The organism is Sulfitobacter sp. SH22, assembly GCF_965641905.1.
Lineage (GTDB): Bacteria > Pseudomonadota > Alphaproteobacteria > Rhodobacterales > Rhodobacteraceae > Sulfitobacter.
This window is the reverse complement of the sequence record NZ_OZ282573.1, coordinates 1325411-1338015: the sequence shown is the minus strand read 5'-3', so window position 1 is coordinate 1338015 and position 12605 is coordinate 1325411. Positions and strand designations below refer to the sequence as shown.

General features: G+C 60.4%; 15 protein-coding genes. 8 read left to right on the top strand and 7 right to left on the bottom strand.

Going from position 1 to position 12605, the window contains the following annotated elements; genetic code table 11:
* The first annotated feature begins 161 nt into the window (after window positions 1-161).
* Genes ACSQ13_RS08545 through ACSQ13_RS08530 form a run of 4 tightly spaced genes read left to right on the top strand, consistent with a single transcriptional unit; the run spans window position 162 to window position 3367 of the window.
* The gene (locus tag ACSQ13_RS08545) at window positions 162-1520 is read left to right on the top strand and encodes a sodium:proline symporter (protein ID WP_295512153.1); all 1359 of its coding nucleotides are present in this window, start codon (window positions 162-164) and stop codon (window positions 1518-1520) included.
* Window positions 1521-1564: 44 nt separating this feature from the next.
* Window positions 1565-2650, top strand: a complete 1086-nt coding sequence (locus ACSQ13_RS08540) for an ABC transporter ATP-binding protein (RefSeq protein ID WP_295512155.1) — start codon at window positions 1565-1567, stop codon at window positions 2648-2650.
* A gap of 11 nt (window positions 2651-2661) precedes the next feature.
* On the top strand, window positions 2662-3012 hold the full coding sequence (locus ACSQ13_RS08535) for a Lin0512 family protein (RefSeq protein WP_176249348.1): 351 nt from the start codon (window positions 2662-2664) through the stop codon (window positions 3010-3012).
* Entirely contained in the window at window positions 3005-3367 is a 363-nt protein-coding gene (locus ACSQ13_RS08530) for a Lin0512 family protein (RefSeq protein WP_176249347.1), read from the top strand. Before ACSQ13_RS08535 ends, ACSQ13_RS08530 begins: the two co-directional genes overlap by 8 nt.
* A 43-nt stretch (window positions 3368-3410) precedes the next feature.
* On the opposite strand, the gene ACSQ13_RS08525 is transcribed toward ACSQ13_RS08530, so the two are convergent.
* Window positions 3411-4049: a helix-turn-helix transcriptional regulator gene (locus tag ACSQ13_RS08525; RefSeq protein ID WP_295512157.1), complete on the bottom strand. Its 639-nt coding sequence runs from the start codon at window positions 4047-4049 to the stop codon at window positions 3411-3413.
* A 210-nt stretch (window positions 4050-4259) separates the two neighbouring features.
* On the opposite strand from ACSQ13_RS08525, the gene tatA reads away from it, so the two are divergent.
* The 4 genes from tatA to ACSQ13_RS08505 are packed head-to-tail and all read left to right on the top strand — an operon-like array spanning window position 4260 to window position 6807.
* Window positions 4260-4496, top strand: coding sequence for a twin-arginine translocase TatA/TatE family subunit (gene tatA / locus ACSQ13_RS08520; protein ID WP_176249345.1), 237 nt, complete (start codon window positions 4260-4262; stop codon window positions 4494-4496).
* A gap of 6 nt (window positions 4497-4502) precedes the next feature.
* Window positions 4503-5096 carry a Sec-independent protein translocase protein TatB gene (gene tatB, locus ACSQ13_RS08515; protein ID WP_295512158.1) on the top strand — a complete coding sequence of 198 codons (594 nt, stop codon included), beginning with the start codon at window positions 4503-4505 and terminating at the stop codon, window positions 5094-5096.
* Complete coding sequence (gene tatC / locus ACSQ13_RS08510; protein WP_176249343.1) at window positions 5093-5971, top strand: twin-arginine translocase subunit TatC; 879 nt, start codon at window positions 5093-5095, stop codon at window positions 5969-5971. Before tatB ends, tatC begins: the two co-directional genes overlap by 4 nt.
* Window positions 5968-6807 (top strand): ATP-binding protein, encoded by an 840-nt coding sequence (locus ACSQ13_RS08505; protein WP_176249342.1) that lies wholly within the window; start codon window positions 5968-5970, stop codon window positions 6805-6807. Before tatC ends, ACSQ13_RS08505 begins: the two co-directional genes overlap by 4 nt.
* Window positions 6808-6905: 98 nt before the next feature.
* Here the strand turns inward: ACSQ13_RS08505 and ACSQ13_RS08500 are convergent, their stop codons facing one another.
* The 6 genes from ACSQ13_RS08500 to purF all read right to left on the bottom strand — a co-directional run bounded on the left by ACSQ13_RS08500 (window position 6906) and on the right by purF (window position 12447).
* Window positions 6906-8132: a LysM peptidoglycan-binding domain-containing protein gene (locus ACSQ13_RS08500; protein WP_295512160.1), complete on the bottom strand. Its 1227-nt coding sequence runs from the start codon at window positions 8130-8132 to the stop codon at window positions 6906-6908.
* Window positions 8133-8221: 89 nt separating this feature from the next.
* Window positions 8222-8881, bottom strand: a complete 660-nt coding sequence (locus ACSQ13_RS08495; protein WP_176249340.1) for a protein-L-isoaspartate(D-aspartate) O-methyltransferase — start codon at window positions 8879-8881, stop codon at window positions 8222-8224.
* Window positions 8878-9663, bottom strand: coding sequence for a 5'/3'-nucleotidase SurE (gene surE / locus ACSQ13_RS08490; protein WP_295512164.1), 786 nt, complete (start codon window positions 9661-9663; stop codon window positions 8878-8880). Before surE ends, ACSQ13_RS08495 begins: the two co-directional genes overlap by 4 nt.
* 72 nt (window positions 9664-9735) lie before the next feature.
* On the bottom strand, window positions 9736-10389 hold the full coding sequence (locus ACSQ13_RS08485) for an SDR family NAD(P)-dependent oxidoreductase (protein WP_295512166.1): 654 nt from the start codon (window positions 10387-10389) through the stop codon (window positions 9736-9738).
* Window positions 10390-10491: 102 nt separating this feature from the next.
* Window positions 10492-10758: a pilus assembly protein PilZ gene (locus tag ACSQ13_RS08480; protein WP_176249337.1), complete on the bottom strand. Its 267-nt coding sequence runs from the start codon at window positions 10756-10758 to the stop codon at window positions 10492-10494.
* Window positions 10759-10962: 204 nt separating this feature from the next.
* A complete protein-coding gene (gene purF / locus ACSQ13_RS08475; protein WP_176249729.1) occupies window positions 10963-12447 on the bottom strand; it encodes an amidophosphoribosyltransferase in 1485 nt (494 codons plus the stop codon).
* Window positions 12448-12605: the final 158 nt, after the last annotated feature.

Sequence of the window (12605 nt, the reverse complement as noted above, 5' to 3'; positions counted from 1 at the left end):
ACCACAAGTCGGCACGGGGGCCAATCCAAAGCCTCGTGCCGCCTTGATGCCCTGGATTGCTACAGAAAATCACAATCGCGATATGCATCCGCTGCCCAGATGGCGCAGGATTGCTGTCTCGGCTAGGTCTGGTTTAACGATTTAACAAAGGTAGCCCCCGAATGAACCCCACAATCCTGATCGCCGTTTTCGGTGCCATTGTCGTGGCCAGCCTGCTGGTCGCACCGCGTCGCGCCTCCATCGAAGGGTTCTTTGGCGGGGTGACATCTTCGGGCCGCGCCCCCGGTCTTTGGACGCTGGTGCTAAGCCAGGTCACCACATGGATTTTCGCCCGTTCTCTGATGAACGCGGCGATCCTGGGCTATTACTACGGCATCGCGGGCACCTTGGCCTACGCGGCCTACTACGGGTCGTTCCTGACGGGGGGCTTTATCGTGGGCCGCCTGCGCGAAAGCGGGTCGATGTCGGTTCAGGACTGGCTGGGCGCGCGGTTCGGGGTGGCGGGCAATGGCTGTTACAATCTGGTCATCGCGCTGCGGCTTTTGTCCGAAGTCTTTGCCAACCTGCTGGTCGTCGGGCTGATTTTCAACGCCGTACTGGCGGGCAGCGGCACGACCGCGATCTTGATCGTCGCGTTTATGGGGCTGGTCTATTCCGCTTGGGGCGGATTGAGCGCGGCCCTGCGCACGGATGTCCTGCAAATGCTGGTGTTTCTGGTCGTCTTCGGCATGGCGCTGGTGTTTCTGGTCGCCAGCCCCGGTTTCGATCTGGGCGCGGTTGTCACGGCACCGGGCACAGCGGGCAGCTATAACGGCTGGGTCTTGTTGGTGGTGGCGCTGTTGCAGGTGTTTTCCTACCCCGCCCATGATCCGGTGATGATGGACCGCGGGTTTATCGCAGACAAAGACACGACGCGGCGGTCGTTCATCCACGCATTCTGGATTTCGACATTGTGCATCATCGGTTTCGGCTTTTTCGGCATTCAGGCCAGCCTGACAGGGGCGGAATACGAGGGCGAATTGATCGGGACTTGGGCCAAGATGTTTCCCGCATGGGTCTTTGGCGCGCTGATGATCTCATTGCTGGTATCGGCGCTCAGCACGCTGGATTCCGCCTTGGCATCCGCCGCACGGCTGGTGGTCGAGGAATTGAAACTGGCCCCGCGCAGCCTGAACGGCGGGCGCGTTGTGATGGTGGTCTTTATGGTCGCAGGGGCGGCGCTGACCTTGTGGGGCAATGCGACGCTGTTTGACGCGGTGGCGGTGTCCGGCACGGCGTCGATGTTCCTTACACCTGTGTTGATTGTGGGGCTGGTGATGGGGCGTCAAATTGCACAATGGTCCTATTTCGTTGCCTTTGGCGCGGCGATTCTGGGGGCGGTTACCTATTTCGGGCGCTCTTGGGCGGTCTTCGCTGCGATCCTGCCCGAGGGGCATAAATACGAACAGCTCTTGGTGATCTGTGTGGTTGTTTTGACCGCAGGCTTTGCGGCGGTGCTTGCGGGCGCGCGGCGGGGCTGATAGCGGTCGTACCCGAGCGAATTGATCGGATAAGACTGTAGCCCATGACGCAAATCCAGCCTCGGCTTGAAATCAAACACCTCAAGCGCAGCTATGGCGGCCGCGCTGTTGTTGACGACGTCAGTCTCCAGATCATGCCGGGGCAGGTGACCTGTTTGCTGGGGCCGTCGGGCTGCGGCAAGTCCACCACCCTGCGGATGATCGCGGGCGTCGAGATGCAAGACAGCGGCACGATCCATGTGGATGGCAAGCTGATCTGCGACACGGTTTTCCGCATCCCGCCAGAACGGCGCGAGATTGGCCTGATGTTTCAGGACTTTGCCCTGTTTCCCCACCTGAGCGTTGCCGGCAATGTCGGGTTTGGCCTGAAAACCGGCACCAAGGCAGAGCGCCGCGCGCGGGTCGAGGAACTGCTGGAGCGGGTTGACCTGCTGCGGTTTATCGACGGCTATCCGCATCAATTGTCGGGCGGCGAACAGCAGCGTGTGGCACTGGCCCGCGCCCTTGCCCCGCGCCCCAAGATCATGCTGATGGACGAGCCGTTTTCGGGGCTTGATAACCGTTTGCGTGATGACATCCGCGATGAAACGCTGGGTATCCTCAAGGAAGAGGGCACCGCGGTTTTGCTGGTCACCCACGAGCCCGAAGAGGCCATGCGCATGGCCGACGAGATCGCGCTGATGCGCAACGGCAAGATCGTGCAGCAAGGCGCACCCTATAACGTCTATACCCGGCCCATCGACCGCGCGGCGGTCTCGTTCTTTTCCGATGCGAATGTGTTGCGGGCCGAAGTGTCGGGTGCGCTGGCGCAAACGCCTTTCGGGCGGTTTCTGGCCCCCGGTGTGCCGGATGGCACGCAGGTGGATATCGTGTTTCGCCCCCAGCACGTGCGGATCGATTTTGACCGTGCGGGCAAGGGGCCATTGCCCACCGCAACAGATGGCACGGCAGCCCGTGCCGTTGTTTCGCGGGCGCGGTTTATGGGCAATGAAAGCCTTGTTGAATTCGTGATGGACCATGACGGCAGCAGCCTGCGCGCCACGGTGCCTAATGTGTTTTTGCCGCAACCCGGCGCGGTGATGTGGCTGACGATCCGGCGCGACCGCTGTTTCGTGTTTCCGGCAAGCTGAAGGGGCAAGGGATGCAGACGTTGATGGTTGAATTCGGCATGGGGTCGTCCTTGCGCCGCGCCGATTATACCCAAGCCGCCGAACGCGCGGTGCGCGATGCGCTGTGGCATAATTCGATCAATCTGGCAGAGCTGTTCGGCTTTGATAAATCCGCGATGAAAATCACGCTGGATGTGGGCGTGCAGCAGCCCGATCAGGTCGATGTCGATGTGCTGCGGGCGGTGTTTCCCTACGGTGATGTCACGGTGAACGTGCAACGCGGCGGCTTGGATGTGCCGCGCCCCGAGGGCGAGGGCAACCCGACGATCATGGCGAATGTGGCGCTGTCCGTGGCCTTTGATATGGAGCGCGCCGATGGTTGAGCAGCGGATCATCATCGAGATGGGCATGGGCAATGACCTGCACGGCATGGATTACACCAAGGCCTGCGCCCGCGCGATCGAAGACGCCTTGCGGCATTCATCCTTGCCGTTGTTTGGCGTGCTGGATTTGCCTCATGATGCGATGCGCGTGCAGGTCACTGTGGCGGTGCAGGACCCTGACAAGGTGAATATTGACGCGCTGGTCGCCAAACTGCCGCGTGGCCGGGCGCAGGTACGCGCGGTGTTCGGCGGGCTGAATGTGCCAAGCGGGGATGAGGTGATTGTCGTCGCGCAGGCCAGTGTCGAGGCGTTTTTGCCCAAGCAGGATGGCTGGCGCTTGCGCGGCGCGTCATAAAAGAGATTCAATGCCTTCGGCGAGGATTTTTTTCCATTTGGAATTAGACCCTTGGGGTGAAAAGCTCGGGTAGGGGCTCTGCGTTTTCGATCAGATCAAGACGCAAGGAGACCTGTGCGTTTCGGGTTTCGTCCCAACCTTTCAGAATCCAGCTGCGGGCCTGATGCTGGAGCGACGCGGGGTGCAGGATCAGGCTGCGCAGGGTCGCGTCGGGGGCGTTATAGACCAGCTTGAGTTTCTGGCGGGCGCGGATTGCGGCGCGCAGAATGGGCAGGTGCCCCATGCCACGGGCGGCATTGGCAAACGGGTGTTCGATCTGTTGCCAGTCTGTATCGGTGGCGGATGTCTCGAGCGGCAGGCTTGCGTCGATCTTGGCTGCCAATGCGGTCGCGGCGGATTTCAGGGCGGGGTCCGTGGTTTCCAGCACGATGGCGAGGGCGAGTTGCAGTGCTTCGATTTCGGGATCGGTCAGGGTCAACGGTGGCAATGTGGTGGCCGGTTCCAGCCGGTAGCCTGCGCCGCGTGTGCCTGTCACGGGCACGCCTGAGGATTGCAGCCGGCCGATGTCGCGGTACAGCGTGCGCAGCGACACATTCTGTGCCGCAGCCAGATCTTCGGCCCGGTGCAGGCTGTAATCGCCGAGCGTATCGAGCAGGGCAAAGAGGCGGTCGGAGCGGTTCATGGGGTTTTGTGCCACAAAAGCCGGGGATTGCCAAGGCAACTGCCAAAAAACTGTCAGCTGTTGATCGCGGATCGAAGCTGTTGCGGAAAACTGGTGGAATTGGCCGGGCCTTGGGGTGTTTCCCCCTTCAAGCCCGGGTCGGTCAGACATAGACAGAAACGGAACCGGACGCGGGAACTGCGTTCGCCTGCTTTGGATGTGGAGAAAACTATGTTTAATAATATCGGCCTTCCCGGCCTTCTGTTGATCGCTGTTGTTGTGCTGGTCCTGTTTGGACGTGGCAAGATTTCAAGCCTGATGGGTGAAGTCGGCAAAGGCATCACCAGCTTTAAAAAGGGCATCAACGAAGGCGAAGAAGACATCAAGAATGCCAGCGATGACAAAGCTGAATTGTCTGACGAGTCTGCCGTTGTGACCGAAATCAAGACCGACAAGGACAAGGTGTAACCCGCCATGTTTGATATGGGGTGGTCGGAGTTATTGGTCGTTGGCGTCGTTGCCTTGATCGTGGTGGGCCCCAAGGACCTGCCTGTCTTGTTTCGCAAGGTGGGGCAGTTCGTGGGTAAGGCCAAAGGCATGGCGCGCGAGTTTAGCAGCGCAATGAATGACGCGGCGGATGACACCGGCATGCGCGAAATATCATCGGGGTTGAACAAGTCGCTCAAGGCGGCGACCAATCCGCTGGGCACTGCAATGGACGGGGTCAAATCGGCGACCAAGTCCCTGGCCGACATCAACCCGGATAGCGAGACCGGCAAACTGGCGGCCAAGCGGGCGGAGGATGCCAAAAAGATGCAGGCCGTGCGCGACCGCACAATTGCCGAGCGCAAGCAGCGCGAAGCGAAAGAGGCGTTGGCGACGGCGGATGCCGAGGTGGCGCATCTGGCCAAGCCTGCGACACCGGCAGCCAAACCGGCAGCTGCAAAAAAGACGCCTGCGAAAAAGCCTGCTGCGCCGAAAGCGGCGGCCGCGAAAAAGCCGGCTGCAAAGCCCGCAGCCAAGAAACCTGCGGCTAAAAAGCCAGCGGCAAAAAAGAGTGAAACATGAGTGCTTCGGACGATATTGACGACAGCGCCGCCCCGCTGATCGAACATCTGGCAGAGCTGCGCACGCGGCTGATCCATTCCGTGATCGCGTTTATCATCGGGATGGTGATTTGCTTTACTGTTTGGAATCCGATCTTTAACTTTCTGACCCACCCGTTGTGTTCGGCCATGGCCGAGCGGGGCCAAGAGGATTGCGGGTTGATCCTGATCAAGCTGCAAGAAGGTTTCTTTGTCGCGATTTCGATCTCGCTTTTGGGCGGTTTGGTGTTGGGTTTCCCCTATATCAGCTACCAGCTGTGGCGGTTTGTGGCACCGGGGCTGTATAAAAACGAAAAGGGCGCGTTCCTGCCGTTTCTGATTTCCAGCCCTTTGATGTTCTTTTTGGGCGCTGCTTTTGCCTTTTATGTGGTCACGCCGCTGGCTTTCGATTTCTTCCTTGGGTTCCAGCAAGCGGGCACATTGGTGGGCGACGGGGGCAAAGACGGGCAGGGTATTGCCGCGATCGCCTTTCAGGGGTCTGCACAGGAATACCTGAGCCTGACGATCAAATTCATCGTGGCGTTCGGTCTGTGTTTCCAGCTTCCTGTGTTGTTGACCTTGATGGGCAAGGCCGGGTTGGTCAGTGCCGAGGGGCTTGGCAACGTGCGCAAATACGCGGTTGTCGGCATTCTGGTTCTGGCCGCTTTGGTGACGCCACCGGATGTGATTACGCAAATCATTCTGTTCGTGGTGGTCTATGGCCTTTACGAGATTTCGATCATGCTGGTGCGCCGTGTTGAACGCCAGCGCGAAGAGAAATTGCGCGCCGAAGGGTATTACGACGACGAAGACGAAGACCCCCTGATGGCGGAATTCGACGAGGATGACGGCAAGTGATCGACGATCCCTTAGACCGCATCGCGGCGGCGCTCGAGAGGATATCTCCGGCGCCGCTGAAAGCTCCTGATTTCGACGCTGCCGGGGCCTTTGTCTGGCACACGGGGCCGGACCAGCTGGTGCCCGTGCCCAAGGTCAGCAAAATTGATCTGGGGTTGCTGGTGGGCGTTGACCGGGCGCGTGATACGTTGCTGGCGAACACCACCCAGTTTGCCGCAGGCCTGCCTGCCAACAACGCCCTGCTTTGGGGCGCGCGGGGGATGGGAAAATCCAGCCTTGTCAAAGCGGTACATGCCCATGTTCAGGCAACGCATAGCGCCTTGCGCATCGTTGAATTGCAACGCGAAGACCTGCCGTCGGTCGGCCGTTTGCTGGCCCATCTTCGCCATGCACCTTACCGGTTTATCCTGTTTTGCGACGATCTGAGCTTTGGCAATGATGATGCGCAATACAAGTCGTTAAAGGCTGTGCTGGATGGCGGCATTGAAGGGCGGCCGGATAATGTCGTTTTATATGCAACGTCGAACCGGCGTCACCTGATGCCGCGCGACATGATCGAAAACGAACGTGGATCGGCGATCAACCCTGCCGAAGCCGTCGAGGAAAAGGTATCCCTGTCGGACCGTTTCGGTTTGTGGCTTGGCTTTCACGCCTGTGACCAGCAGCAGTTTCTTGAGATGATCCGTGGCTATTGTGATGCGCACGGGATCGAGATCGATCAGCCGACGCTCCATGCCGAGGCGATTGAATGGCAGGCGACGCGCGGATCACGGTCGGGCCGGGTGGCGTGGCAGTATTTCGTTGATCTGGCGGGCCGTCGGGGCGTTACGCTTTAAGCGCGGCTTGCGTCGGGGCCCAAACATCACTCACAGGTGATTTATGCAAGCGCGCCGCAAGATTGGCGCGCCTGCGAAACCGCTTATTCAAAGCTGGATCAGTTCAGGTAGGGGGTCGGGTCGACGCTGTCAAAACCGTTGCGCACTTCGAAATGCACAAATGAATCGTCGCCGCCGCGCAGCTTGGCGATGGTGGCACCTTTTGCCACGTTATCGCCTTTTGCCACGCTGACATTCGCGACATTGGCATAGACGGTCAACAGGTTGTCAGGGTGACGGATCACGACAATCGGCACACCTTCGGCGCTTTTTGTGATGGCTGCGACTGTGCCGCTATCCGCCGCTTTGACCGCGCCGCCGGGGGTAGCTTGGATGTTGATCCCCTCGTTCTTGCCTTTGGAATATGCGCGGATAATGCTGCCCTGAACGGGCGGTGTCATGCGACCTGCCGAAACGGGTTTTGTGGTTCTGCCGACATCTGCCACAGGTTTTGCCGCTGCCGGTTCCACTGTGGCGGGTTTCACCGCGGGCTCTACCGGTGGCAGGGGTTTGGCGGCACTGGGCGGGGTAGGTGTCGGAGATCCGACACCGGGCATTGTCGTGGCGGCTGTGGCCGTTGCAGGGACCGCGGCACTGCGTTGGGGTGCGGCTTGCTGTGGAACAGGAATCAACAGGAACTGACCCTCGCGGATCGAGAAATCCGCCCCCAGGCCGTTCCATTCCGCCAAGGTGGCGACGGGTACGCTGTAAAGCCGCGCGATCGTATAGGCGGTTTCGCCCCGCTCGACCTTGTGACGCACGGGTTCGCTGCCTGTCTGTTTCTTCGGGTTTTCGCGGGTCTGCGTGGCGGGCAGGGCTGCGGTCTGAACCGTGGGCGACGCTGGCGCGCGGTTGATGGCACCATCCGCAAGTGTTTGAATATCAATGGCTTGCGTGGTGATCGGGCCGGTGCCCGAGGCCCCTGTCGCGGGCGATGGTTCGGCGACACGGTTCTGAAGGGCGATGATCTCGCCTTCGCGCAAAAGGGCAGTGGGATCAATGCCGTTGTAGCGTGACAAGCTGCCAACATCCGCACCAATACGGTTGGCCACATCCGTCAATGTATCGCCACGGCGGGCGACAACCACTTGATAATTCGGATAGGAAATAACCCCCCGATTATCCGGTGCGGGCCGGGGGGCCAGCGGGCCTGTCGCTGCATCGGCTGTGGTGAAACCATCGCCAAAGCCGCCGCGCATATCGAAATCAAGGGGGCGATCACATGCAGCCAGCAAAAGTGCGCTGCTGCCTGCCAACACCGCCAACCTAAGGGGTCGGATAGCCATCGGGTAGATCATCTGCTTGTCCTCATGTCTTTCGCGGCATTCGGTCCTCGGCCTCCATGTGATCCGGAGTTACCTTGCCTATACAGCATTTAGCTGTCTTTGCCCAATCCTTCAAGCAAGGGTACAAAACGGACCTTGCGCAGTTCGTCATATTCAAGACCGGTTTCGGTTTTGCGCACCCGGATCAGGTGCTGAACCGCGTCGGACTGGCCCACAGGCACTACCATGATCCCGCCTACTTTGAGCTGGGCAACCAAGGGGCCGGGGGGGTCTTCGGCGGCGGCTGTCACAATGATGCGGTCGAACGGGGCCTGTTCGGGCAAGCCAAAGCTGCCGTCGCCTGTGATCGCCGTGATATTGGCCAGATCGAGCGCGTCAAAGATTTCGCGCGCTTCTTGGACCAACCTGCGGTGGCGGTCGATGGTATAGACCCGCCGCGCCAGCTTGCTGAGGATCGCCGCCTGATAGCCCGATCCTGTGCCCACCTCGAGCACCTTGTCGCGGGGGGTCACCTCGAGCGCCTGGGTCATCAGCGCCACCACAGAGGGCTGGCTGATGGTCTGGCCGCAGGCAATCGGGAGGGGCATGTCCTCGTAGGCGCGGGACGCGAAAAGGCCGCGAATGAACGGGCCACGGTCGATCTGCTCCATCGCGTTCAGGATGCGCGTTTCGGTGACGCCCTTTGAACGCAAGGCGTAAAGAAACTGCATCTTGCGTTCCGCGCTCGAGATGTCTTCCTCGTCGGTCATGTATTGATCGCTTTGAGGGCCGCAAAACTGTCATGCGCGGTGAAATCGGCGCGCATGGGCGTTACGGAAATATAGCCTTGCAGGTTCAGCGCTGCATCGGTGTCGGCGGCGGTGGGGATTTGCTGGTCGGCCCCTTGAATCCACAAGAACCGCCGCCCCGCAGGCGAGACATGGGGCGTGGTGGAAAAGCTGGTATCGCTGCGGATGCCTTGGGGGGCAAGGCGGATTCCCTGCACATCAGCGGCAGCTGTCGGGGGAAAATTCACGTTATAAAACAAACGGTAGCCATCCGTATGCGCGGGCGTCGCACCAAGGATACGGCGGATCACGTCGACACCATGTTCGGCGGCGGCCTCGAAGGCATCGTCCAGAACGCGGTTGGCGGGACCGAAATACTGCGACAGGGCGACCGCCGGAATGCCTTGAAGCGCGGCTTCCATCGCACCGCCGATGGTGCCGGAATACATCGCGTTTTCAGCCGCGTTATTGCCCCGGTTCACGCCCGACAGGACCAGATCGGGGGGCGCGTCCTTCATGGAATCGTGCAGCGCGGCCAGAATGCAATCTGCGGGGCTGCCTTCGACGGAAAATGCGTGTTTTCCGATCCGTTCAACCATCATCGGGCGGGTATAGCTGATGCAATGGGCAACGCCCGATTGTTCATAGGCCGGGGCGACGGTCCAGACCTCGCCCGTGGGGCCCGCAAGGGTGGTTGCGATGGCGTGAAGCGTCTTGAGGCCCGGTGCGTGGATGCCGTCATCGTTGGTAATCAGAATGCGCATAATATCCCCTTTGCGCCTTGATATGCGAGGGACGTGGGCGCGGCAAGGCAGGAGCCTTCGGCGAGGATATTTTTAAGCCAGAGAAGACCCAAGGGCGGTCAAGATCGCGGCGGCCTGAGACTGGGGGCTGGCCAGACCATCGCGGGATTCACCGGGATGGAACCGTGCGCGGGTCGCCGTGGGCATCGGCGCGGGGGTCAGGATATGCACCTTTGGCCCGATTTTGGCGGCCTCGGCCTGCCAAGACTTGGCCAGCGCGATTTGCGCGGCTTTGGTGGCACCATAGGCCCCGTAAAACTTGGACCCCACGACCGGATCGTCGAAAAACACTGCCTGGCCCGCGTGGCCGAGCAAAGGCGACACATAGGTGATCAGGGTCGAGGTCGCGGTGATGTTGCAGGCCACCGATTTGGCCATGTCTTTGGTATCGACGTGATTGGTGGGGGCCAGCGGTGCCGCGTGGATGGCGGTGTGGAGCCACAGATCAAGGCTGCCCCAGCGGTCATAGATGCCCCGGCACAAGGTCGCCATCGCATCGGCGTTGGTGACGTCCATCGGGGCCAGCGTCGCACTGCCGCCACGGGCCTGGATGCGGTCATCCAGTTCCTCGAGCGCTCCCGTGGTCTTGGCCACAGCGATGATGTGATGGGTGTCGCAAAGCGCTTCGGCCAAGGCAGCGCCCAAGCCGCGCGAGGCGCCGATGATCAATGCAGTTTTCTGTGTCATGGGAGGGATATGCGCGGGGGAATGCGCGGCGTCAAGGGGGCGCTTGGCCGCGCGGGCGGGCAAGGCGTGCCAGTTGTCCGGTTGCTGTCCGGTGTGGCGTGATCAGGATTTGGGAAGTTGCAAAACCTTGGCCTTTGAACCGATCCCGATGACGATGGCATTGTCACTGATTGCAGCGACTGTGCCCCCTGCAATGGCATCGCCCAGCTTGACCCGTCTGATCCGGCCATTGCGGTCGCGCACCAAGGCACCCGGATCTTCGAGACTGCCAAAAATACCAATCAAGGTTACAGCAGGCAGGGCGACTTGCTCGGTCGCAAGATCAATCACTTTGGCAGGGGTCGGGGTGCCGTTTTCGTTGGTGGTCATGTCAGCCTTTCTTGTCCCTGTGGGTCAGGGGAGGGGTACGACATGTCAGTTAACAAAGGCTTTGCGCGGCCGAAAGATGCGCAGGAACAGGCAAGCAAAGACCGGCTGAGACATCGGCAAAGCTTTGCCACGGGGGCCAAATGCAAAGCAGCGCAGGGGGTTGTGCCTCTGCGCTGCATTTGTCTAGTGGTGTTTCGGGTGCGCTTATTCAGCGGCAGATTTCATCTGGAAGCCTGCGGTGATTTGATCTGTCGGTTTCACGGGATAGTCACCGGTAAAACAGGCGTCGCAATATTGCGGGCATTTGGCGTTGCGGCCTTCGGCTTCGCCCACGGCGCGGTACAGACCATCAATCGAAATGAACTTGAGGCTATCTACCTGCAAGTGCTCGCGCATTTCTTCTTCGGACATGGTCGCGGCCAACAGCTTTTCACGCTGCGGTGTGTCGACGCCGTAAAAACACGGCCACGCGGTCGGGGGCGACGCGATGCGGAAGTGGACTTCCTTGGCACCGGCATCAAGGATCATTTCCTTGATCTTGCGGCTGGTTGTGCCGCGCACCACCGAATCGTCCACCAGGATCACCCGTTTGCCTTTGATCAGGGCGCGGTTGACGTTGAGTTTCAGACGCACGCCCATGTTGCGGATCTGCTCCGTCGGCTCGATGAACGTGCGGCCCATATATTGGTTGCGGATGATTCCCATCGCATAGGGAATGCCCGATTGGAGGCTGAACCCGATGGCCGCAGGGGTACCGCTGTCAGGGACGGGGCAGACCAGATCGGCATCGACGGGGCTTTCCTTGGCCAGTTCGCGGCCGATCGCCTCGCGGGTTTCATAGACGGAGCGACCGCCAAGAATGCTGTCGGGGCGGCTGAAATAGACATGTTCAAAGATACAGAACCGCGATGCAACGCGGCGGAAGGGGAAGTGGCTTTCCACGCCCTTGGCGGTGATGACGACCATTTCGCCCGGCTCGATTTCGCGCACGAAATCGGCACCGATGATATCAAGCGCACAGGTTTCCGAGCTGAGCGCCCAGCCGTCGCCGACCTTGCCCAGAACCAAGGGGCGCACGCCCAAGGGATCGCGCACGCCGATCAGTTTGGTGCGGGTCATGGCGACCACGGAAAACGCGCCCTCGACCCGGCGCAGGGCGTCTTCCATGCGTTCGGGGATGGTGCGTTGCAAGGACCGCGCCATCAGGTGGATGATGCATTCACTGTCCGAGGAAGACTGGAAAATCGAGCCGCGTTCAATCAGTTCGCGGCGCAGGGAATTGGCGTTGGTGATGTTGCCGTTATGGGCAATCGCCGCACCGCCCATGGCGAATTCACCAAAGAACGGCTGCACATCGCGGATCGCGGTCTGGCCTTTGTTGCCGGAGGTGGAATAGCGCACGTGACCGATGGCCAATTCGCCGGGCAGGGTTTCCATGACCTTTTGCGAGGTGAAGTTGTCGCGCACATAGCCAAAGCGGCGGGCCGACTGGAACCCGTCTGTGGGGTCGTAGCTGACGATGCCGCCGGCTTCTTGTCCGCGGTGTTGCAGCGCGTGCAGGCCAAGGGCCACAAAGTTCGATGCGTCGGCGACACCGACAACGCCGAATACCCCGCATTCTTCTTTCAGTTTATCGCCGTCATCGGCGTCTCGCAGGTACGAGGTGTCAAAAGGATGTGCGGGGGGCATGATCTTGGACAACGGGGAGCTCCGATTCCGGGGAAGAAGACACGCACTATGTAGGCGGTTGCGCGGGGCTTGTCACCCCGCTGTCACATTTAGAAAGGGTTAATGCGTCAACAGGGCTCGTGAAAGGCAAAAGGGCCGCCCGTTGTTGGGGCAGCCCT

What these genes read in the sequence shown, in the direction of transcription:
- ACSQ13_RS08545 (WP_295512153.1), top strand. Translation starts at nt 162, where the DNA reads ATGAACCCCACAATCCTGATCGCCGTTTTCGGTGCCATTGTCGTGGCC.
- ACSQ13_RS08540 (WP_295512155.1), top strand. Translation starts at nt 1,565, where the DNA reads ATGACGCAAATCCAGCCTCGGCTTGAAATCAAACACCTCAAGCGCAGC.
- ACSQ13_RS08535 (WP_176249348.1), top strand. Translation starts at nt 2,662, where the DNA reads ATGCAGACGTTGATGGTTGAATTCGGCATGGGGTCGTCCTTGCGCCGC.
- ACSQ13_RS08530 (WP_176249347.1), top strand. Translation starts at nt 3,005, where the DNA reads ATGGTTGAGCAGCGGATCATCATCGAGATGGGCATGGGCAATGACCTG.
- ACSQ13_RS08525 (WP_295512157.1), bottom strand. Translation starts at nt 4,049, where the DNA reads ATGAACCGCTCCGACCGCCTCTTTGCCCTGCTCGATACGCTCGGCGAT.
- tatA (WP_176249345.1), top strand. Translation starts at nt 4,260, where the DNA reads ATGTTTAATAATATCGGCCTTCCCGGCCTTCTGTTGATCGCTGTTGTT.
- tatB (WP_295512158.1), top strand. Translation starts at nt 4,503, where the DNA reads ATGTTTGATATGGGGTGGTCGGAGTTATTGGTCGTTGGCGTCGTTGCC.
- tatC (WP_176249343.1), top strand. Translation starts at nt 5,093, where the DNA reads ATGAGTGCTTCGGACGATATTGACGACAGCGCCGCCCCGCTGATCGAA.
- ACSQ13_RS08500 (WP_295512160.1), bottom strand. Translation starts at nt 8,132, where the DNA reads ATGGCTATCCGACCCCTTAGGTTGGCGGTGTTGGCAGGCAGCAGCGCA.
- ACSQ13_RS08495 (WP_176249340.1), bottom strand. Translation starts at nt 8,881, where the DNA reads ATGACCGACGAGGAAGACATCTCGAGCGCGGAACGCAAGATGCAGTTT.
- surE (WP_295512164.1), bottom strand. Translation starts at nt 9,663, where the DNA reads ATGCGCATTCTGATTACCAACGATGACGGCATCCACGCACCGGGCCTC.
- ACSQ13_RS08485 (WP_295512166.1), bottom strand. Translation starts at nt 10,389, where the DNA reads ATGACACAGAAAACTGCATTGATCATCGGCGCCTCGCGCGGCTTGGGC.
- ACSQ13_RS08480 (WP_176249337.1), bottom strand. Translation starts at nt 10,758, where the DNA reads ATGACCACCAACGAAAACGGCACCCCGACCCCTGCCAAAGTGATTGAT.
- purF (WP_176249729.1), bottom strand. Translation starts at nt 12,447, where the DNA reads ATGCCCCCCGCACATCCTTTTGACACCTCGTACCTGCGAGACGCCGAT.